Origin of the sequence: Streptomyces sp. NPDC090741 (genome assembly GCF_044769045.1) — a bacterium.
Classification (GTDB): Bacteria; Actinomycetota; Actinomycetes; order Streptomycetales; family Streptomycetaceae; genus Streptomyces.
Genome location: NZ_JBIVXF010000001.1, coordinates 1,031,044 through 1,048,841, shown reverse-complemented (window position 1 = coordinate 1,048,841; position 17,798 = coordinate 1,031,044). Strand labels below are relative to the sequence as shown.

Genomic DNA, 17,798 nt, shown 5'->3' with positions numbered 1-17,798 from the left:
TCCCGTGGTGACCTTCGACTTCATGCTCCCCTACTACGGGGACGTGCAGCTGATGCAGGACGCGGTCCGCAGCGTCCTGGCCCAGACGGACCCGGACTTCCGCCTCGTCGTCATCGACGACGGCAAGGAGCCGGATGTCCCGGGCTGGTTCGAGGCCCTCGGCGACGAGCGGGTCCACTACACCCGCAACGAGCAGAACCTCGGCATCACCAAGAACTTCCAGAAGTGCGTACGGCTCTCCGAGGCCGACCACGTCGTCATCATGGGCTGCGACGACCTGCTGCACCCGCACTACCTGGAGACCGTCCGCGGCCTGATGGCCGACAACCCGGGCATCGGCATGGTCCAGCCCGGCGTCGAGGTGATCGACGGCTCCGGGCAGGTCGCGTACGGGCTCGCCGACCAGACCAAGCGGCGGCTGTACGCACCGCAGGTCAAGGGCCGGCGCCTGATGGGCGGCGAGGAGCTGGCCACCAGCGTGCTGCGCGGGAACTGGCTGTACTTCCCGTCCATCTGCTGGCGCGGCGAGGCCCTGCGCGGGGTCAACTTCCGAGACGAGTACTCGGTGATCCAGGACCTGGCCCTGGTGGTCGACCTCCTCGAACTCGGCGAGCAGATGCTGATCGACGAGTCCACGACGGTGTTCCAGTACCGCCGCCACGCGGTCAGCGAGTCCTCGGTGCAGGCCTTCTCCGGCACCCGTTTCACCGAGGCCGAGCGGTACTTCTCCGCCGTGGCCGACCGGATGGACGCCCGGGGCTGGCCCAAGGCCGCGCGCGCGGCCCGTTTCCACAGCGCCTCCCGCTTGCACGCCATCACGATGCTCCCCGGTGCGCTGCTCCGCGGGCACCGAGAGGGCGTCCGTACGCTCGCCAAACACGCATTCACCGCCGGTCAGCGCGCCGACTGACACCCACGACGGAATTGGACTGAGATGACACACCTGGCCCCCGAGGTCGTCGGAACATCCGGCACGGCGCACAGCCGGACCGGTACCGGGACCCCGGCCGCCGGACCGGTCTCCTCCCCTTCGGTGGCCCGCCGCCCCTGGACCTCCCGGCGCCGCGTGCTCGCCGTCGCCGAGGGCGTCGTCAGCCTCACGGCGGCCCTCGGCTACATGCTGCTGAGCCGCCGCATCGACGTGAACCCGATCGTGCGCCTCGGCCAGGTCAGCGGCCTCGCCACGCTCCAGATGTACGCCGCGCTCATCGGGCTGCCGCTGCTCGGACTGCTGCTCTACACCGCCCACCGGGGCCCGGACCGGCGCCACCAGCTGGTCAAGCGCCTGGTCTGCGCCGCCCTGGCGGGCCTGGCCACCGGCGTCATCGCCGGCGGGATCGTCGTCGCCCTGCACGGCACGCCCCACCCGCTGGGCGGCCAGGAGGGCGACCCGGGCGTCCTGATCGACATGGCCAACTCGTTCCTGCACCACGAGGGGATGTCGGGCATCTACCCGCCCGCCTTCCCGGCCCTGATGGCCCTCTGGGCGAAGATCCGCTACAACGGCCGCGGCGAGACCGGCTTCGCCCTGCACGACCTCCAGATCTTCTTCACCGCCGTCGCCGGCCCGATGGCCTACCTGGCCTGGCGGATACTGCTGCGGCCCTTCTGGGCGCTGCTGATCGCGGTTCCGGCCGCGGTGCTCTTCCTCGACCCGATCCGCCCGTACAGCCACATCGTCATGATCGTGCTGCTGCCGCTGCTCGGTTACTGGCTGCGCGAGATGCGCCTCGCCGGCCGGCGCGCCACGCGGCACCTGCTGCTGCGCGGCCTCGTCCTCGGGGTGACCTTCGGCGCGCTGTTCCTCTGGTACTCCGGCTGGTACATCTGGGCCGCGCCGGGCGCACTGATGGCCGCACTGTTCTTCTTCCCGTGGCGCCAGGGCGCGGCGACGGCCAAGAAGGCGGGCCTCTACATAGGGGTCACGCTGCTGTCGGCCGGCATCGTCGGCGCCCCGCTGCTCTACCAGATGGCCCGGCTGGGCGCCGAGAACCCCGACCGCTACGCCTTCCTCGCCGTGTACGCCGACCCCGGTTACGTCCTCGGCTGGGTCTCGGACCGGTCCGGGAGCCTGACGTACCAGACCTGGCCTGTGGCCGGCGAGATGGCCGGCCAGAGCGGGTTCGCCCTGCTGCTGCTGTTCGGGGTGGGCCTGGGCCTGGGCCTCGGGCTGCGCAACATCATGGTGCGCACGGCGGCCGCGGTCCTGGCCGGCGCCTGGCTCGCCCGGTTCTGGTTCGCCGGGCACATGACCCAGGACAAGGCCATCCAGCTCTACCCGCGCACCACGTGGATCATCATGTACTGCCTGATGATCCTGGCCGTGCTCGGCATGATGGCGGTGGTCAACCGGGGCTCGGGGTGGATCGAGCGCGTGCTGCGCCCGAGGAGTGCCGAGGCCGGTTCCGCTTCGGGTTCCGCTTCGGGGGCCGGGCTCGCCCGGGTCATCCCGCTGCGGGTGGTCCGCCAGCTCGCCGCCGGGATGGTGTGCGTGGTCGCCCTGTTCGCGACCATGGGTGCGTCCTGGTCGGTCAACCGCTACATGCCCTCGTCCGACGTCGACACGATGGGCATCGACGCGTACCGCGCACACGTCATCAAGCAGCGGGACGGCAGCTGCCCGCGCTTCTCGCCCCGCGAGAACTGCTGGGACATCGAGAAGGACGACTGGAAGCCCGGCCCCATCCAGGACTTCATCTGGTGCGCGGGCATCGTGGCCGACGACTGGCCCGGCGTCTGCGGGATGGAGGCGCCCAAGCGGGTGCGCTCGCGGGCGGACATCGAGCGCGACGCCGAGGCCGAGCGGCAGACCCGCAAGGACGCCACGCAGACCGAGAAGGACGCCCGGAAGAGGTGAGGGCGACGCGGCCCGGTCGCCCCGGGCCGCCGTCCCGGCCGCTCCCTTGACGATCCTGACCGGACCCACTGTCGGAACCGAGCAGTAGCATCCGCCCCGACAGTCGTGTCGCATGTGCGCACGAACCACAGGGGTGGGGTACAGACGTGAGACTGAGTCGTGTGCGCGGTACCGCGCCGGCGGCCGCGCTCGGCGCCGTAGCGGTGCTGGGCATTCAAGGAATGGCCGGGGGAGCCGAACTGGCTGCCCCGGGTGGCGGGGGGACGGCGAAGGCGTACAGCGCCGGCGCCAAAGAGGCCGGACCGGTCGAGGGCGAGGTGCACAAGCTCGCCCTCCAGCCGAAGGGCGCCGGCGAGGCCGTGCTCTCCCAGCGGGGAACGCAGCCCTTCGGCCTGCTGGGCGTGTCCTGGACGGACCCCGCGGCCGAGGTGAAGGGCACCGTCGAGGCCCGCGCCCGTGACGCGAAGACCGGCGCGTGGTCGAAGTGGATCGCCCTCGACCCGGTGAAGCCCGGGATGGACGGCGTACGCCCCGGCGCGCACGGCTCCACGGAGCCCGTCTGGGTCGGCGCCTCCGACGGCGCCGAGGTACGGATCAGCGGCGGCGGCGCACTGCCGACCGAGCTGAAGCCCGTCGGCGACGTGGTGAAGGTCCGCGGCCGGATGTGGGTGGAGCCCGGCAAGGAGGGCGGCCAGGCCAACGTGCTGGCCGACTACACCTTCGTCTACCCGTTGGTGAAGGCGAAGCCGGGCGCCGAGCAGGTGGAGCGCTCCATCGTGCGGCGCGAGATCACCTTCTCGATCGCCGACCCGCGCAAGTGGCAGGCCACCGCCGGCAAGATCTGGCTGGAGAAGATGAACGTCGACCTCTCCAACAGCGCCTGCGACGTCTACGACGGATTCCTGCACCCCGTCTTCGACGAGGACCGGCAGGCCGGTCCCGCCCCCTCCGGCACGCCGGTGGACCCGTACGACCGGAGCAGGACCATCGACTCCGGTGACCGGCAGGGCTGCGGGAGTCTCTCGCGCACCTGAGCCCGTGGGACGGCCCGGGCGGACCCCAAGCGGGGCCCGGGCCGTCACGCCGCGTGGCGCGGTTTGACCACTCACCGGGGAGGGGTATTCTCTTCGGCCCGATTGGCGCAGTACGTGTCTTGTATGGCAGACTACTCAAGTTGCTCGGCTGAGTGCCGATGCTGCGCGCCTCCCGCCGGGAGGACCGGAAGCGAGTCCCACAGTACTCGTCGCCTTTATCTGCCTCTCGGGGCAGCAATGGGGCGGACGTACGGGAATCTTCTGGGAAGCGTCAGCACGGTGCCCGCCAGGCGCTCGGTGGGTGTTTCTCCCCCGAATCGCGGTCTTGGGACCGCACCCCCTTGGACGAGGGAATTTCCGTATGGGAATTTTCTGTAGAGGGAGTGCGACACGCCCGACCGCGTGGGTCGGAGAGAAGCGGTGGAGAGATCCACAGCCGACCGAGAGCCAGAGCGTTTCCACAACAGACAGGACTACGGAGTAGCCATGGCGGGACAGAAGATCCGCATCCGGCTCAAGGCCTACGACCACGAGGTCATCGACTCCTCGGCGAAGAAGATCGTCGAGACGGTGACGCGCACTGGTGCGTCGGTCGCGGGCCCGGTGCCGCTGCCCACTGAGAAGAACGTGTACTGCGTCATCAAGTCGCCGCACAAGTACAAGGACTCGCGCGAGCACTTCGAGATGCGCACGCACAAGCGCCTGATCGACATCCTCGACCCGACGCCCAAGACCGTTGACTCGCTGATGCGCCTGGACCTTCCGGCCGGCGTTGACATCGAGATCAAGCTCTGAGAGGCGTCGAGAAGATGGCAAAGCAGATCAAGGGCGTCCTGGGCGAGAAGCTCGGCATGACCCAGGTCTGGGACGAGAACAACCGTGTCGTCCCGGTGACCGTGGTCAAGGCCGGACCCTGCGTCGTTACCCAGGTCCGTAAGAACGACATCGACGGCTACGAGTCGGTCCAGATCGCCTTCGGCGAGATCGACCCGCGCAAGGTGAACAAGCCCCTCAAGGGCCACTTCGCCAAGGCCGACGTGACCCCCCGCCGCCACCTGGTGGAGCTCCGCACCTCCGACGCCAGCGAGTACACGCTCGGCCAGGAGATCACCGCCGCTGTGTTCGAGTCGGGCGTCAAGGTTGACGTCACGGGCAACAGCAAGGGCAAGGGCTTCGCCGGTGTCATGAAGCGTCACAACTTCAAGGGCCTCGGCGCCGGTCACGGTGTCCAGCGCAAGCACCGCTCCCCCGGTTCGATCGGTGGCTGCGCCACCCCTGGGCGTGTCTTCAAGGGCATGCGCATGGCCGGTCGTATGGGCAACGAGCGCGTCACCACCCAGAACCTGACCATCCACGCGGTTGACGCGGAGAAGGGTCTGCTCCTCATCAAGGGCGCGGTCCCCGGTCCGAACGGCGGCCTCGTCCTGGTCCGTACCGCGGCCAAGGGGGCTTGAGGTAATGAGCACCATTGACATCCTTTCGCCGGCAGGCGACAAGGCCGGTACCGTCGAGCTCCCCGCGGAGATCTTCGACGCGAAGACCAGCGTTCCGCTGATCCACCAGGTCGTTGTCGCCCAGCTGGCTGCTGCCCGTCAGGGCACGCACAAGACCAAGCGTCGTGGCGAAGTCCGTGGTGGTGGCCGCAAGCCGTACCGCCAGAAGGGCACCGGCCGCGCTCGCCAGGGTTCCACCCGCGCTCCGCAGTTCGTCGGCGGTGGCGTCGTCCACGGCCCGCAGCCGCGTGACTACTCCCAGCGGACCCCGAAGAAGATGAAGGCCGCCGCCCTCCGCGGTGCCCTCTCGGACCGTGCGCGTCACTCCCGCATCCACGTCGTCACCGGCGTGGTCGAGGGTGCCGTCTCCACGAAGGCCGCCAAGACGCTGTTCGGCAAGATCTCGGAGCGCAAGAACCTGCTCCTGGTCGTCGAGCGCGCCGACGAGGCCGCGTGGCTGTCCGCCCGCAACCTGCCCCAGGTTCACATCCTGGAGCCGGGCCAGCTGAACACGTACGACGTGATCGTCTCTGACGACGTGGTCTTCACTCAGGCCGCTTTCGAGTCCTTCGTGTCTGGCCCCAAGGCCGATGAGACCGAAGGGAGCGACGCCTGATGTCTGAGGCGACCGTTACCAGCAAGACCTTCACCGACCCGCGCGACCTGCTGATCAAGCCGGTTGTCTCGGAGAAGAGCTACGCGCTGCTGGACGAGAACAAGTACACGTTCATCGTCGCGCCCGGCTCCAACAAGACCCAGATCAAGCAGGCCGTCGAGGCGGTCTTCGGGGTCAAGGTCACCGGGGTCAACACGATCAACCGTCAGGGTAAGCGCAAGCGCACCAAGACCGGTTTCGGCAAGCGCGCTGACACCAAGCGCGCCATCGTGACCCTCGCTGAGGGCGACCGAATCGACATCTTCGGCGGCCAGGCCTCCTAACGGAGGTCTAGTCGTCCGGAATCGGACGAGGACTGAGAAATGGGTATCCGCAAGTACAAGCCGACGACCCCGGGCCGTCGTGGCTCCAGCGTCGCCGACTTTGTCGAGATCACGCGGTCCACGCCGGAGAAGTCGCTGGTTCGCCCCCTGCACAGCAAGGGCGGCCGTAACAACACCGGTCGGATCACTGTTCGCCACCAGGGTGGTGGACACAAGCGCGCCTACCGCGTGATCGACTTCCGTCGTCACGACAAGGACGGCGTGCCGGCCAAGGTCGCGCACATCGAGTACGACCCCAACCGCACCGCGCGCATCGCGCTCCTGCACTACGCGGACGGCGAGAAGCGCTACATCATCGCGCCGAAGGCTCTGAAGCAGGGCGACCGGATTGAGAACGGCCCCACGGCCGACATCAAGCCCGGTAACAACCTGGCGCTCCGCAACATCCCGGTCGGTACCACGATCCACGCGATCGAGCTCCGTCCCGGTGGCGGCGCCAAGTTCGCCCGCTCCGCTGGTGCCTCCGTGCAGCTGCTGGCGAAGGAGGGCACCATGGCCCACCTTCGTATGCCGTCCGGTGAGATCCGTCTCGTCGACGCGCGCTGCCGCGCCACGGTCGGCGAGGTCGGCAACGCCGAGCAGTCGAACATCAACTGGGGCAAGGCCGGCCGCATGCGCTGGAAGGGCGTTCGCCCCTCCGTCCGCGGTGTCGCGATGAACCCGGTTGACCACCCGCACGGTGGTGGTGAGGGCAAGACCAGTGGTGGTCGCCACCCGGTCTCCCCGTGGGGTCAGAAGGAGGGTCGTACTCGCTCGCCGAAGAAGGCTTCGAGCAAGTACATCGTCCGCCGCCGCAAGACGAACAAGAAGCGCTAGGAGCGGGTTTAGATGCCGCGCAGTCTCAAGAAGGGGCCCTTCGTCGACGACCACCTCGTAAAGAAGGTGGACGTCCAGAACGAAGCCGGCACCAAGAACGTCATCAAGACCTGGTCCCGTCGCTCGATGATCATCCCCAGCATGCTGGGTCACACCATCGCGGTGCACAACGGCAAGACCCACGTCCCGGTGTTCGTCACCGAGTCGATGGTCGGCCACAAGCTCGGCGAGTTCTCGCCGACTCGCACCTTCCGCGGCCACGTCAAGGACGACCGGAAGTCGAAGCGCCGCTAAAGGCGGGGTGGTTACGACTATGACTTACACCGAAGGGACAACCATGGAAGCCAGGGCCCAGGCGCGGTACATCCGCGTCACGCCCATGAAGGCCCGCCGAGTGGTGGACCTTATCCGTGGCATGGATGCCACGGAGGCTCAGGCGGTCCTGCGTTTCGCCCCGCAGGCCGCGAGCGTGCCGGTCGGCAAGGTGCTTGACAGCGCCATTGCCAACGCCGCACACAACTACAACCACCCGGACGCCTCCACGCTGGTCATCAGCGAGGCGTTCGTGGACGAGGGCCCGACCCTGAAGCGGTTCCGTCCGCGTGCGCAGGGCCGTGCCTACCGGATCCGCAAGCGGACCAGCCACATCACCGTGGTCGTCAGCAGCAAGGAAGGTTCCCGGTAATGGGCCAGAAGGTAAACCCGCACGGGTTCCGGCTCGGCATCACCACCGACTTCAAGTCGCGTTGGTACGCCGACAAGCTGTACAAGGACTACGTCAAGGAAGACGTCGCCATCCGTCGGATGATGACGTCCGGCATGGAGCGCGCCGGCATCTCGAAGGTTGAGATCGAGCGCACCCGTGACCGCGTGCGTGTGGACATCCACACCGCTCGTCCGGGCATCGTCATCGGCCGCCGTGGCGCCGAGGCCGACCGCATCCGCGGTGACCTCGAGAAGCTCACGGGCAAGCAGGTCCAGCTGAACATCCTCGAGGTCAAGAACCCCGAGCTCGACGCTCAGCTGGTTGCCCAGGCCGTTGCCGAGCAGCTCTCCTCCCGCGTCTCCTTCCGTCGTGCCATGCGCAAGAGCATGCAGGGCACGATGAAGGCCGGCGCCAAGGGCATCAAGATCCAGTGTGGCGGTCGCCTCGGCGGCGCCGAGATGTCCCGCTCCGAGTTCTACCGCGAGGGTCGTGTGCCGCTGCACACGCTGCGCGCGAACGTGGACTACGGCTTCTTCGAGGCCAAGACCACCTTCGGCCGTATCGGTGTGAAGGTCTGGATCTACAAGGGCGACGTCAAGAACATCGCCGAGGTTCGCGCCGAGAACGCTGCGGCCCGTGCGGGTAACCGCCCGGCCCGTGGCGCGGGTGGCGCTGGCGACCGTCCCGCCGGCCGTGGTGGCCGTGGTGGCGAGCGCGGCGGCCGTGGTGGCCGCAAGCCGCAGCAGGCTGCTGGTGCCGAGGCCCCCAAGGCCGACGCTCCCGCCGCCGCTCCGGCTGAGAGCACCGGAACGGAGGCCTGACCGACATGCTGATCCCTCGTAGGGTCAAGCACCGCAAGCAGCACCACCCGAAGCGCCGCGGTATGGCCAAGGGCGGTACTGAGGTCTCGTTCGGCGAGTACGGCATCCAGGCGCTGACCCCGGCGTACGTGACGAACCGCCAGATCGAGGCGGCTCGTATCGCGATGACCCGCCACATCAAGCGTGGCGGCAAGGTCTGGATCAACATCTACCCGGACCGTCCGCTGACGAAGAAGCCTGCCGAGACCCGCATGGGTTCCGGTAAGGGTTCTCCCGAGTGGTGGATCGCGAACGTGCACCCGGGTCGGGTCATGTTCGAGCTGTCCTACCCGAACGAGAAGATTGCTCGTGAGGCGCTCACCCGCGCTGCTCACAAGCTTCCGATGAAGTGCCGGATTGTTCGGCGCGAGGCAGGTGAGTCGTGATGGCGACGGGAACCAAGGCGTCCGAGCTGCGTGAGCTCGGCAACGAGGAGCTCGTTGGCAAGCTGCGCGAGGCCAAGGAGGAGCTGTTCAAGCTCCGCTTCCAGGCGGCCACGGGTCAGCTGGAGAACAACGGCCGGCTCAAGTCCGTCCGTAAGGACATCGCTCGCATCTACACCCTGATGCACGAGCGTGAGCTCGGTATCGAGACGGTGGAGAGCGCCTGATGAGCGAGAAGAACGTGACTGAGACGAACGAGCGCGGCTTCCGCAAGACCCGCGAGGGTCTCGTCGTCAGCGACAAGATGGACAAGACCGTCGTCGTCGCTGTCGAGGACCGCGTCAAGCACGCGCTGTACGGCAAGGTCATCCGCCGTACGAACAAGCTCAAGGCTCACGACGAGCAGAACGCTGCCGGCGTCGGCGACCGCGTCCTCATCATGGAGACGCGTCCGCTGTCGGCGAGCAAGCGCTGGCGCATCGTCGAGATCCTCGAGAAGGCCAAGTAAGGAAATTCGCGCAAGCGAATTCCAATGACAAGACCTGAGGGGTTTCCCTCAGGTTCGTTCCGCCAGGCTCGGTGGGGGCCGCCGCTCTTCGGAGTGTGAGGCCCCCGCCGGGAACCGGCAGACAATCAGGAGATACACGTGATCCAGCAGGAGTCGCGACTGCGTATCGCCGACAACACTGGTGCCAAGGAAATCCTTTGCATCCGTGTTCTCGGTGGTTCCGGTCGCCGCTACGCGGGCATCGGTGACGTCATCGTCGCCACCGTCAAGGACGCGATCCCCGGTGGCAACGTGAAGAAGGGTGACGTCGTCAAGGCGGTCATCGTTCGCACCGTCAAGGAACGCCGCCGCCAGGACGGCTCGTACATCCGCTTCGACGAGAACGCCGCTGTCATTCTCAAGAACGACGGCGACCCTCGTGGCACCCGTATCTTCGGCCCGGTGGGCCGTGAGCTGCGCGAGAAGAAGTTCATGAAGATCATCTCGCTCGCGCCGGAGGTGCTGTAAGCATGAAGATCAAGAAGGGCGACCTGGTTCAGGTCATCACCGGTAAGGACAAGGGGAAGCAGGGCAAGGTCATCGCGGCCATGCCGACTGAGAACCGTGTCCTGGTCGAGGGTGTCAACCGGGTCAAGAAGCACACCAAGGCCGGCCAGACCGCTGGTGGCTCGCAGACCGGTGGCATCGTGATCACCGAGGCGCCGATCCACGTCAGCAACGTTCAGCTGGTTGTGGAGAAGGACGGCCAGAAGGTCGTTACCCGCGTCGGTTTCCGCTTCGATGACGAGGGCAACAAGATCCGCGTTGCCAAGCGGACGGGTGAGGACATCTGATGGCTACCACTCCGCGTCTCAAGACGAAGTACCGCGAGGACATCGCGGGCAAGCTGCGTGAAGAGTTCTCGTACGAGAACGTCATGCAGATCCCCGGTCTCGTGAAGATCGTGGTCAACATGGGTGTGGGCGACGCCGCCCGCGACTCCAAGCTGATCGACGGCGCCATCCGCGACCTGACGACGATCACCGGTCAGAAGCCGGCCGTCACGAAGGCCCGCAAGTCCATCGCGCAGTTCAAGCTGCGTGAGGGTCAGCCGATCGGCTGCCACGTCACCCTCCGTGGTGACCGCATGTGGGAGTTCCTGGACCGTACGCTGTCGCTCGCGCTGCCGCGTATCCGTGACTTCCGTGGTCTGTCGCCGAAGCAGTTCGACGGCCGTGGCAACTACACCTTCGGTCTCACGGAGCAGGTCATGTTCCACGAGATCGACCAGGACAAGATCGACCGTACCCGGGGTATGGACATCACCGTGGTCACCACGGCGACCAACGACGCTGAGGGCCGCGCGCTCCTTCGTCACCTCGGCTTCCCCTTCAAGGAGGCGTAAGCGAGATGGCGAAGAAGGCTCTCATCGCGAAGGCTGCCCGCAAGCCCAAGTTCGGTGTGCGTGCGTACACCCGCTGCCAGCGCTGCGGTCGTCCCCACTCCGTGTACCGCAAGTTCGGCCTGTGCCGCGTGTGCCTTCGTGAGATGGCTCACCGTGGCGAGCTGCCGGGCGTGACCAAGAGCTCCTGGTAATTCCCTCCAGTCCGCAAGGACTTGGGAAGTTCCAGAGACTCTCGGTAAGCATCTGGTCGGTGGGTGCCCTCTCCGCATGCCGTAGGCTTGTGGGGTTGGGCGTCTGCCGTCCATAACGACTTACTACGCCGTAGGTCCCCGCACCGCACCCGTCCCGCCACTGAGTGGGGAGAGGGATGGCGCATACAGGAAACCCCGGCGAGAGAGGCCGAAGGCCACTTCATGACCATGACTGACCCGATCGCAGACATGCTGACCCGTCTGCGTAACGCTAACTCGGCGTACCACGACACTGTCGTGATGCCGCACAGCAAGATCAAGTCGCACATCGCGGAGATCCTCAAGCAAGAGGGTTTCATCACCGGCTGGAAGGTCGAGGACGCCGAGGTCGGCAAGAACCTCGTCCTCGAGCTGAAGTTCGGGCCGAACCGTGAGCGCTCCATCGCGGGCATCAAGCGGATCTCGAAGCCCGGTCTGCGCGTGTACGCAAAGTCCACCAACCTGCCGAAGGTGCTCGGCGGCCTGGGCGTGGCGATCATCTCCACGTCCCACGGTCTCCTCACCGGCCAGCAGGCAGGCAAGAAGGGCGTAGGTGGGGAAGTCCTCGCCTACGTCTGGTAGTCGGGAACGGAGGAAAAGCAATGTCGCGAATCGGCAAGCTCCCCATCCAGGTTCCCGCCGGTGTGGACGTCACCATCGATGGCCGTACGGTCGCGGTGAAGGGCCCCAAGGGTCTCCTCTCGCACACCGTCGCCGCGCCGATCGAGATCGTCAAGGGTGAGGAAGGCGTTCTGAACGTCACCCGCCCCAACGACGAGCGTCAGAACAAGGCCCTGCACGGCCTGTCCCGCACGCTGGTGGCGAACATGATCACCGGTGTGACCACGGGATACGTCAAGGCTCTCGAGATCAGCGGTGTCGGTTACCGCGTCGCCGCGAAGGGCTCCGCTCTGGAGTTCCAGCTTGGTTACAGCCACCCGATCCTGATCGAGGCGCCCGAGGGCATCTCCTTCAAGGTCGAGTCGCCCACCAAGTTCTCGGTCGAGGGCATCGACAAGCAGAAGGTCGGCGAGGTCGCCGCCAACATCCGCAAGCTGCGGAAGCCCGACCCGTACAAGGCCAAGGGTGTCAAGTACGCCGGCGAAGTCATCCGCCGCAAGGTCGGAAAGGCTGGTAAGTAGCCATGGCATACGGTGTGAAGATCGCCAAGGGCGACGCGTACAAGCGTGCTGCCAAGGCTCGCCGCCACATCCGCATCCGCAAGAACGTCTCGGGTACGGCGGAGCGTCCGCGCCTCGTCGTGACGCGTTCCAACCGCAACATCGTTGCTCAGGTCATCGACGACCTCCAGGGTCACACCCTGGCGTCCGCGTCGACCCTGGACGCTTCGATCCGCGGTGGCGAAGGCGACAAGAGCTCGCAGGCCCAGGCTGTCGGCGCGCTCGTCGCCGAGCGTGCCAAGGCCGCGGGTGTCGAGACCGTTGTGTTCGACCGCGGTGGCAACCGATACGCCGGGCGCATTGCCGCTCTGGCTGACGCCGCCCGCGAAGCCGGGCTGAAGTTCTAAGCCCCGGTTCCGGGACTCACGGACGTAACAGAGAGAGGTAATCCAATGGCTGGACCCCAGCGCCGCGGAAGCGGTGCCGGTGGCGGCGAGCGGCGGGACCGGAAGGGTCGCGACGGTGGCCCTGCCGCCGAGAAGACCGCTTACGTTGAGCGCGTTGTCGCGATCAACCGCGTCGCCAAGGTTGTCAAGGGTGGTCGCCGCTTCAGCTTCACCGCGCTGGTCGTGGTGGGCGACGGTGACGGCACTGTAGGTGTCGGTTACGGCAAGGCCAAGGAAGTTCCCGCGGCCATCGCCAAGGGCGTCGAGGAAGCCAAGAAGAGCTTCTTCAAGGTTCCGCGTATCCAGGGCACCATTCCTCACCCGATCACGGGCGAGCGTGCTGCGGGCGTCGTGCTGCTGAAGCCGGCTTCCCCCGGTACCGGCGTTATCGCCGGTGGCCCGGTGCGCGCCGTTCTGGAGTGCGCCGGCGTTCACGACATCCTGTCGAAGTCGCTCGGCTCTTCTAACGCGATCAACATCGTGCACGCGACCGTGGCGGCCCTCAAGGGCCTGCAGCGTCCCGAGGAGATCGCGGCTCGCCGTGGTCTGCCCCTCGAGGACGTCGCCCCCGCGGCTCTCCTTCGTGCACGTGCCGGGGCGGGTGCGTAATGGCTCGCCTCAAGATCACGCAGACGAAGTCGTACATCGGCAGCAAGCAGAACCACCGCGACACGCTGCGTTCGCTCGGGCTCAAGCGCCTGAACGACGTCGTCGTCAAGGAGGACCGCCCCGAGTTCCGCGGAATGGTGCAGACCGTCCGCCACCTCGTGACGGTTGAGGAGGTTGACTAATCATGGCTGAGAACAGCCCGCTGAAGGCCCACAACCTCCGTCCCGCCCCCGGTGCCAAGACCGCGAAGACCCGTGTCGGTCGTGGTGAGGCGTCGAAGGGTAAGACGGCCGGTCGTGGTACGAAGGGCCAGAAGGCCCGTTACCAGATCCCGCAGCGCTTCGAGGGTGGGCAGATGCCCCTCCACATGCGTCTGCCGAAGCTCAAGGGCTTCAAGAACCCGTTCCGCACCGAGTTCCAGGTTGTCAACCTGGACAAGCTCGGCGCTCTCTACCCCGAGGGTGGAGAGGTCACGGTGGCCGACCTGGTCGCCAAGGGCGCGGTTCGCAAGAACAGCCTCGTCAAGGTCCTGGGCCAGGGCGAGATCTCCGTGGCGCTGACGGTTTCGGTTGACGCCGTTTCCGCCTCCGCCAAGGAGAAGATTGCCGCTGCCGGCGGCACCGTCACCGAGCTCGTCTAAGACGAACCAGGTGACAAATAGCTAGAAACCCGACCGGGGGTGCCTCACAAATGGGGCATCCCCGGTTGGTCGTTCCACGGGGGGCGCAGTCGCCGGTAAGGTGGCCTGCACCTTTGCTTGTACGTATTCGTCGATCCCTCAGACCGTCACCTCTGACGCAGTAGCGCGGGGGTCGCAGGAGGCACCGTGCTCACCGCGTTCGCCCGGGCGTTCAAGACGCCCGACCTGCGCAAGAAGCTGCTCTTCACGCTCGGCATCATCGTGCTGTTCCGGCTCGGGTCCCACATCCCGGTACCCGGCGTGAGCTACAAGAACGTTCAGATCTGTGTCGACCAGGCCGGGAGCAGCAACAGCCTCTTCGGTCTCGTCAACATGTTCAGCGGCGGTGCGCTGCTGCAGATCACGATCTTCGCGCTCGGCATCATGCCGTACATCACGGCGAGCATCATCCTGCAGCTGCTGACCGTGGTCATCCCGAAGCTGGAGAACCTCAAAAAAGAGGGTCAGTCCGGCACCGCGAAGATCACTCAGTACACGCGCTATCTGACGGTCGCACTCGCGATCCTGCAGGGCACCGGCCTCGTCGCCACCGCCCGCACTGGTGCCCTGTTCCAGGGCTGCCAGGTCGCCAGCCAGATCGTTCCGAACCGGTCGATCTTCACCACGATCGTCATGGTCATCACCATGACCGCGGGTACCTGTGTCGTCATGTGGCTCGGTGAGCTCGTGACCGACCGCGGCATCGGTAACGGCATGTCGATCCTGATGTTCATCTCGATCGCCGCCGGCTTCATGGGCGCCCTGTGGCAGATCAAGCTCCAGGGCAAGATCGCCGACGGCTGGGTCGAGTTCGGCGTGGTCATCCTCGTCGGCCTGGCCATGGTCGCGCTCGTCGTCTTCGTCGAGCAGGCGCAGCGTCGGATTCCGGTCCAGTACGCCAAGCGCATGATCGGGCGTCGTGCGTACGGGGGCACCTCGACGTACATCCCGCTCAAGGTGAACCAGGCCGGTGTCATCCCGGTCATCTTCGCCTCGTCGCTGCTGTACATCCCGGCGCTGATCGTGCAGTTCAGCGGTTCGACCGCCAGCTGGGCCATCTGGATCCAGAAGCACTTCGTCAAGGGCGACCACCCGTACTACATCGCGGCCTACTTCCTCCTGATCGTCTTCTTCGCGTTCTTCTACGTGGCGATTTCTTTCAACCCCGAGGAAGTTGCAGACAACATGAAGAAGTATGGTGGGTTCATCCCGGGTATCCGTGCCGGTCGACCCACCGCCGAGTACCTGAGCTACGTGCTCAACCGGATCACCTGGCCGGGGTCGCTGTACCTGGGTCTCATCGCTCTTGTGCCGACGATGGCGTTGGCCGGCTTCGGAGCGAACCAGAACTTCCCGTTCGGCGGGACGAGCATCCTCATCATCGTGGGTGTGGGTCTGGAAACCGTGAAGCAGATCGAGAGCCAGCTCCAGCAGCGCAATTACGAAGGGTTCCTCCGCTGATGCGAATCGTCCTCGTCGGACCGCCCGGTGCGGGCAAGGGAACGCAGGCCGCGTTCCTTGCGAAGAACCTGTCGATCCCGCACATCTCCACGGGCGACCTCTTCCGCGCGAACATCAGCCAGAACACCGAGCTGGGCCAGCGCGCGAAGGCGTTCATGGACGCCGGTGACCTCGTTCCCGACGAGATCACCATCGGCATGGCCAAGGACCGGATGGAGCAGTCGGACGCCGTGAACGGCTTCCTGCTGGACGGCTTCCCGCGCAACGTCTCCCAGGCGGAGGCGCTGGACGAGATGCTGCAGACCGCCGGCATGAAGCTGGACGCCGTCCTCGACCTGGAGGTCGAGGAGGACGAGGTCGTCAAGCGCATCGCCGGCCGCCGGATCTGCCGCAACGACTCCGCGCACGTCTTCCACGTCGAGTACGCGGCGCCGAAGGCCGCGGGTGTCTGCGACACCTGCGGCGGCGAGCTGTACCAGCGTGACGACGACTCCGAGGCCACGGTGCGCAACCGGCTCGAGGTCTACCACACGCAGACCGAGCCGATCATCGACTACTACAAGGCCCAGGGCCTGCTGGTGACGATCCCCGCCCTCGGTGAGGTCGCGGACGTCACGCAGCGTGCGATGGACGCGCTCAAGAAGTAGTAACCCTTGTTGTGAGCAGTACGGCCGCGGCGTCCCCAGGACTCCGCGGCCGTACTGTTGAGACGACCGGAACAACGCAGACCCGAAGTCCGAAGGTGGAAGGCACTACCCATGGTCCAGATCAAGACCCCCGAGCAGATCGCGAAGATGCGCGAGGCAGGGCTGGTCGTCGCCGCGATCCACGCGGCGACCCGTGAGGCGGCCGTACCGGGCGCCACGACGCGGGATCTGGACATGGTGGCCCGCAAGGTCATCGCGGATGCCGGGGCCAAGTCGAACTTCCTCGGCTACGGCGGATTCCCCGCGACGATCTGTACGTCCGTGAACGAGGTCGTGGTCCACGGCATCCCGGACGACAAGACGGTCCTCAAGGACGGCGACGTCATCTCGATCGACGCCGGTGCGATCGTCGACGGCTGGCACGGCGACGCCGCGTACACGGCCTTCGTGGGCACGGGCCACGCCCCGGAGCTGATCGAGCTCTCGCGGGTGACCGAGGAGTCGATGTGGGCCGGCATCGCCGCGATGAAGCTCGGTAACCGCCTCGTGGACATCTCCAAGGCGATCGAGGGCTACATCCGCCGCCAGCCGCGGCCCGCGACCGGCAAGTACGGGATCATCGAGGACTACGGCGGCCACGGCATCGGGTCCGAGATGCACATGGACCCCCACCTGCTGAACTACGTCTCGCGCAAGCGGGGCAAGGGCATCAAGCTGGTCCCGGGCGTCTGCCTGGCGATCGAGCCGATGGTCTCCCTGGGCACCCCCCAGACGGAGGTCCTGGCGGACGACTGGACGGTCATCACCACGGACGGCACCTGGTCCTCGCACTGGGAGCACTCCATCGCCCTGACCGAGGCCGGGCCCATCGTCCTGACCAGCCCGGACTGCGGCAAGGCCAAGCTGGCGGAGTACGGCGTGACCACTGCGCCGGATCCCCTCGGTTAATGATCTACGCTGTGGGGCAAACTTTCCGGATTCGTCTTTCTGGGTGCCCTGACGTAGACTGACTCGTCGGCTCCTTTGCACCCGCATGTCCGCATGCGAAGCGGGGAGCTGATCAAGGTAGCCGATTCGAAGGGCGAAGCGTGGCCAAGAAGCAAGGTGCCATCGAAATCGAGGGCACCGTGATCGAGTCCCTCCCGAACGCGATGTTCAAGGTGGAACTGCAGAACGGTCACAAGGTCCTCGCGCACATCAGCGGCAAGATGCGTATGCACTACATCCGCATCCTCCCGGATGACCGGGTCGTTGTGGAGCTGTCTCCGTACGACCTCACGCGTGGCCGGATCGTCTACCGATACAAGTAGATCTTGTCCTCACTCCTGCCTGGGCGCACGTCCCGGTGCGGGTGGTGGCACTGACCCGGAGAACCTCACCAACATGAAGGTCAAGCCGAGCGTCAAGAAGATCTGCGACAAGTGCAAGGTGATCCGCCGTCACGGTCGGGTCATGGTCATCTGCGACAACCTGCGCCACAAGCAGCGCCAGGGCTGACGCACGCCGACCGACCTGCACTACGCAGTTCTTCGCGCGACGTAAGAAAACGTACATACGCAGAGCCC

The 17,798-nt window shown here is 66.4% G+C and carries 29 protein-coding genes; all 29 read left to right on the top strand.

What is annotated here, in order from left to right; translation table 11 throughout:
* Positions 1–7 precede the first annotated feature (7 nt).
* The 29 genes from ACIQU4_RS04930 (at position 8) to rpmJ (ending at position 17,730) form a co-directional block, all read left to right on the top strand.
* A complete protein-coding gene (locus tag ACIQU4_RS04930) occupies positions 8–910 on the top strand; it encodes a glycosyltransferase family 2 protein (protein ID WP_403725758.1) in 903 nt (300 codons plus the stop codon).
* A 24-nt stretch (positions 911–934) separates the two neighbouring features.
* Positions 935–2,857 carry a hypothetical protein gene (locus tag ACIQU4_RS04925; protein WP_403725756.1) on the top strand — a complete coding sequence of 641 codons (1,923 nt, stop codon included), beginning with the start codon at positions 935–937 and terminating at the stop codon, positions 2,855–2,857.
* A gap of 161 nt (positions 2,858–3,018) precedes the next feature.
* On the top strand, positions 3,019–3,891 hold the full coding sequence (locus ACIQU4_RS04920) for a hypothetical protein (RefSeq protein WP_403725753.1): 873 nt from the start codon (positions 3,019–3,021) through the stop codon (positions 3,889–3,891).
* 486 nt (positions 3,892–4,377) lie between these two features.
* The gene (gene rpsJ / locus ACIQU4_RS04915) at positions 4,378–4,686 is read left to right on the top strand and encodes a 30S ribosomal protein S10 (RefSeq protein WP_003948644.1); all 309 of its coding nucleotides are present in this window, start codon (positions 4,378–4,380) and stop codon (positions 4,684–4,686) included.
* A 14-nt stretch (positions 4,687–4,700) separates the two neighbouring features.
* Entirely contained in the window at positions 4,701–5,345 is a 645-nt protein-coding gene (rplC, locus tag ACIQU4_RS04910) for a 50S ribosomal protein L3 (RefSeq protein ID WP_215015311.1), read from the top strand.
* A 4-nt stretch (positions 5,346–5,349) separates the two neighbouring features.
* Positions 5,350–6,000, top strand: a complete 651-nt coding sequence (gene rplD, locus ACIQU4_RS04905; protein WP_266626439.1) for a 50S ribosomal protein L4 — start codon at positions 5,350–5,352, stop codon at positions 5,998–6,000.
* Entirely contained in the window at positions 6,000–6,323 is a 324-nt protein-coding gene (gene rplW, locus ACIQU4_RS04900) for a 50S ribosomal protein L23 (RefSeq protein WP_030154694.1), read from the top strand. Before rplD ends, rplW begins: the two co-directional genes overlap by 1 nt.
* A gap of 39 nt (positions 6,324–6,362) precedes the next feature.
* Positions 6,363–7,199, top strand: a complete 837-nt coding sequence (gene rplB / locus ACIQU4_RS04895; protein WP_008739715.1) for a 50S ribosomal protein L2 — start codon at positions 6,363–6,365, stop codon at positions 7,197–7,199.
* Positions 7,200–7,211: 12 nt separating this feature from the next.
* On the top strand, positions 7,212–7,493 hold the full coding sequence (gene rpsS, locus ACIQU4_RS04890) for a 30S ribosomal protein S19 (protein WP_008739713.1): 282 nt from the start codon (positions 7,212–7,214) through the stop codon (positions 7,491–7,493).
* 43 nt (positions 7,494–7,536) lie between these two features.
* Positions 7,537–7,884 (top strand): 50S ribosomal protein L22, encoded by a 348-nt coding sequence (gene rplV / locus ACIQU4_RS04885; RefSeq protein WP_037792011.1) that lies wholly within the window; start codon positions 7,537–7,539, stop codon positions 7,882–7,884.
* Positions 7,884–8,726 carry a 30S ribosomal protein S3 gene (rpsC, locus tag ACIQU4_RS04880; RefSeq protein WP_356811231.1) on the top strand — a complete coding sequence of 281 codons (843 nt, stop codon included), beginning with the start codon at positions 7,884–7,886 and terminating at the stop codon, positions 8,724–8,726. The genes rplV and rpsC overlap by 1 nt, the downstream gene beginning before the upstream one ends.
* Before the next feature lie 5 nt (positions 8,727–8,731).
* Positions 8,732–9,151 carry a 50S ribosomal protein L16 gene (rplP, locus tag ACIQU4_RS04875; protein WP_030026326.1) on the top strand — a complete coding sequence of 140 codons (420 nt, stop codon included), beginning with the start codon at positions 8,732–8,734 and terminating at the stop codon, positions 9,149–9,151.
* A complete protein-coding gene (gene rpmC / locus ACIQU4_RS04870) occupies positions 9,151–9,375 on the top strand; it encodes a 50S ribosomal protein L29 (RefSeq protein WP_008739703.1) in 225 nt (74 codons plus the stop codon). The genes rplP and rpmC overlap by 1 nt, the downstream gene beginning before the upstream one ends.
* Entirely contained in the window at positions 9,375–9,656 is a 282-nt protein-coding gene (rpsQ, locus tag ACIQU4_RS04865) for a 30S ribosomal protein S17 (RefSeq protein ID WP_030026328.1), read from the top strand. The genes rpmC and rpsQ overlap by 1 nt, the downstream gene beginning before the upstream one ends.
* A 138-nt stretch (positions 9,657–9,794) precedes the next feature.
* Positions 9,795–10,163, top strand: a complete 369-nt coding sequence (gene rplN / locus ACIQU4_RS04860) for a 50S ribosomal protein L14 (RefSeq protein WP_008739701.1) — start codon at positions 9,795–9,797, stop codon at positions 10,161–10,163.
* Positions 10,164–10,165: 2 nt separating this feature from the next.
* The gene (gene rplX, locus ACIQU4_RS04855) at positions 10,166–10,489 is read left to right on the top strand and encodes a 50S ribosomal protein L24 (protein ID WP_399356915.1); all 324 of its coding nucleotides are present in this window, start codon (positions 10,166–10,168) and stop codon (positions 10,487–10,489) included.
* On the top strand, positions 10,489–11,040 hold the full coding sequence (gene rplE / locus ACIQU4_RS04850; RefSeq protein WP_030154702.1) for a 50S ribosomal protein L5: 552 nt from the start codon (positions 10,489–10,491) through the stop codon (positions 11,038–11,040). The genes rplX and rplE overlap by 1 nt, the downstream gene beginning before the upstream one ends.
* 5 nt (positions 11,041–11,045) lie before the next feature.
* Positions 11,046–11,231 (top strand): type Z 30S ribosomal protein S14, encoded by a 186-nt coding sequence (locus tag ACIQU4_RS04845; RefSeq protein WP_003956452.1) that lies wholly within the window; start codon positions 11,046–11,048, stop codon positions 11,229–11,231.
* Between the two features lie 222 nt (positions 11,232–11,453).
* Positions 11,454–11,852: a 30S ribosomal protein S8 gene (gene rpsH / locus ACIQU4_RS04840; RefSeq protein WP_007265911.1), complete on the top strand. Its 399-nt coding sequence runs from the start codon at positions 11,454–11,456 to the stop codon at positions 11,850–11,852.
* A gap of 20 nt (positions 11,853–11,872) precedes the next feature.
* Positions 11,873–12,412: a 50S ribosomal protein L6 gene (rplF, locus tag ACIQU4_RS04835; protein WP_403725746.1), complete on the top strand. Its 540-nt coding sequence runs from the start codon at positions 11,873–11,875 to the stop codon at positions 12,410–12,412.
* Positions 12,413–12,414: 2 nt separating this feature from the next.
* A complete protein-coding gene (gene rplR, locus ACIQU4_RS04830; protein WP_030008471.1) occupies positions 12,415–12,798 on the top strand; it encodes a 50S ribosomal protein L18 in 384 nt (127 codons plus the stop codon).
* A 45-nt stretch (positions 12,799–12,843) separates the two neighbouring features.
* Positions 12,844–13,446: a 30S ribosomal protein S5 gene (gene rpsE, locus ACIQU4_RS04825; RefSeq protein WP_073912880.1), complete on the top strand. Its 603-nt coding sequence runs from the start codon at positions 12,844–12,846 to the stop codon at positions 13,444–13,446.
* Entirely contained in the window at positions 13,446–13,628 is a 183-nt protein-coding gene (gene rpmD / locus ACIQU4_RS04820; protein WP_053682614.1) for a 50S ribosomal protein L30, read from the top strand. The genes rpsE and rpmD overlap by 1 nt, the downstream gene beginning before the upstream one ends.
* Before the next feature lie 2 nt (positions 13,629–13,630).
* On the top strand, positions 13,631–14,086 hold the full coding sequence (gene rplO, locus ACIQU4_RS04815) for a 50S ribosomal protein L15 (RefSeq protein WP_030154704.1): 456 nt from the start codon (positions 13,631–13,633) through the stop codon (positions 14,084–14,086).
* 186 nt (positions 14,087–14,272) lie between these two features.
* Positions 14,273–15,586 carry a preprotein translocase subunit SecY gene (gene secY, locus ACIQU4_RS04810; RefSeq protein WP_403725742.1) on the top strand — a complete coding sequence of 438 codons (1,314 nt, stop codon included), beginning with the start codon at positions 14,273–14,275 and terminating at the stop codon, positions 15,584–15,586.
* Positions 15,586–16,233 (top strand): adenylate kinase, encoded by a 648-nt coding sequence (locus ACIQU4_RS04805; RefSeq protein WP_403725740.1) that lies wholly within the window; start codon positions 15,586–15,588, stop codon positions 16,231–16,233. The genes secY and ACIQU4_RS04805 overlap by 1 nt, the downstream gene beginning before the upstream one ends.
* Before the next feature lie 111 nt (positions 16,234–16,344).
* Positions 16,345–17,181 carry a type I methionyl aminopeptidase gene (gene map, locus ACIQU4_RS04800; protein ID WP_030154708.1) on the top strand — a complete coding sequence of 279 codons (837 nt, stop codon included), beginning with the start codon at positions 16,345–16,347 and terminating at the stop codon, positions 17,179–17,181.
* 140 nt (positions 17,182–17,321) lie between these two features.
* Positions 17,322–17,543 carry a translation initiation factor IF-1 gene (gene infA / locus ACIQU4_RS04795; protein ID WP_003956442.1) on the top strand — a complete coding sequence of 74 codons (222 nt, stop codon included), beginning with the start codon at positions 17,322–17,324 and terminating at the stop codon, positions 17,541–17,543.
* Positions 17,544–17,616: 73 nt separating this feature from the next.
* Entirely contained in the window at positions 17,617–17,730 is a 114-nt protein-coding gene (gene rpmJ / locus ACIQU4_RS04790; protein ID WP_003956441.1) for a 50S ribosomal protein L36, read from the top strand.
* The last annotated feature ends 68 nt before the right edge of the window (positions 17,731–17,798 follow it).

Excerpts from the sequence above, each read along its gene's own strand:
- ACIQU4_RS04925 (WP_403725756.1), top strand. The coding sequence starts at position 935 with ATGACACACCTGGCCCCCGAGGTCGTCGGAACATCCGGCACGGCGCAC.
- rpsJ (WP_003948644.1), top strand. The coding sequence starts at position 4,378 with ATGGCGGGACAGAAGATCCGCATCCGGCTCAAGGCCTACGACCACGAG.
- rplC (WP_215015311.1), top strand. The coding sequence starts at position 4,701 with ATGGCAAAGCAGATCAAGGGCGTCCTGGGCGAGAAGCTCGGCATGACC.
- rplD (WP_266626439.1), top strand. The coding sequence starts at position 5,350 with ATGAGCACCATTGACATCCTTTCGCCGGCAGGCGACAAGGCCGGTACC.
- rplW (WP_030154694.1), top strand. The coding sequence starts at position 6,000 with ATGTCTGAGGCGACCGTTACCAGCAAGACCTTCACCGACCCGCGCGAC.
- rplB (WP_008739715.1), top strand. The coding sequence starts at position 6,363 with ATGGGTATCCGCAAGTACAAGCCGACGACCCCGGGCCGTCGTGGCTCC.
- rpsS (WP_008739713.1), top strand. The coding sequence starts at position 7,212 with ATGCCGCGCAGTCTCAAGAAGGGGCCCTTCGTCGACGACCACCTCGTA.
- rplV (WP_037792011.1), top strand. The coding sequence starts at position 7,537 with ATGGAAGCCAGGGCCCAGGCGCGGTACATCCGCGTCACGCCCATGAAG.
- rpsC (WP_356811231.1), top strand. The coding sequence starts at position 7,884 with ATGGGCCAGAAGGTAAACCCGCACGGGTTCCGGCTCGGCATCACCACC.
- rplP (WP_030026326.1), top strand. The coding sequence starts at position 8,732 with ATGCTGATCCCTCGTAGGGTCAAGCACCGCAAGCAGCACCACCCGAAG.
- rpmC (WP_008739703.1), top strand. The coding sequence starts at position 9,151 with ATGGCGACGGGAACCAAGGCGTCCGAGCTGCGTGAGCTCGGCAACGAG.
- rpsQ (WP_030026328.1), top strand. The coding sequence starts at position 9,375 with ATGAGCGAGAAGAACGTGACTGAGACGAACGAGCGCGGCTTCCGCAAG.
- rplX (WP_399356915.1), top strand. The coding sequence starts at position 10,166 with ATGAAGATCAAGAAGGGCGACCTGGTTCAGGTCATCACCGGTAAGGAC.
- rplE (WP_030154702.1), top strand. The coding sequence starts at position 10,489 with ATGGCTACCACTCCGCGTCTCAAGACGAAGTACCGCGAGGACATCGCG.
- ACIQU4_RS04845 (WP_003956452.1), top strand. The coding sequence starts at position 11,046 with ATGGCGAAGAAGGCTCTCATCGCGAAGGCTGCCCGCAAGCCCAAGTTC.
- rpsH (WP_007265911.1), top strand. The coding sequence starts at position 11,454 with ATGACCATGACTGACCCGATCGCAGACATGCTGACCCGTCTGCGTAAC.
- rplF (WP_403725746.1), top strand. The coding sequence starts at position 11,873 with ATGTCGCGAATCGGCAAGCTCCCCATCCAGGTTCCCGCCGGTGTGGAC.
- rplR (WP_030008471.1), top strand. The coding sequence starts at position 12,415 with ATGGCATACGGTGTGAAGATCGCCAAGGGCGACGCGTACAAGCGTGCT.
- rpsE (WP_073912880.1), top strand. The coding sequence starts at position 12,844 with ATGGCTGGACCCCAGCGCCGCGGAAGCGGTGCCGGTGGCGGCGAGCGG.
- rpmD (WP_053682614.1), top strand. The coding sequence starts at position 13,446 with ATGGCTCGCCTCAAGATCACGCAGACGAAGTCGTACATCGGCAGCAAG.
- rplO (WP_030154704.1), top strand. The coding sequence starts at position 13,631 with ATGGCTGAGAACAGCCCGCTGAAGGCCCACAACCTCCGTCCCGCCCCC.
- ACIQU4_RS04805 (WP_403725740.1), top strand. The coding sequence starts at position 15,586 with ATGCGAATCGTCCTCGTCGGACCGCCCGGTGCGGGCAAGGGAACGCAG.
- map (WP_030154708.1), top strand. The coding sequence starts at position 16,345 with ATGGTCCAGATCAAGACCCCCGAGCAGATCGCGAAGATGCGCGAGGCA.
- rpmJ (WP_003956441.1), top strand. The coding sequence starts at position 17,617 with ATGAAGGTCAAGCCGAGCGTCAAGAAGATCTGCGACAAGTGCAAGGTG.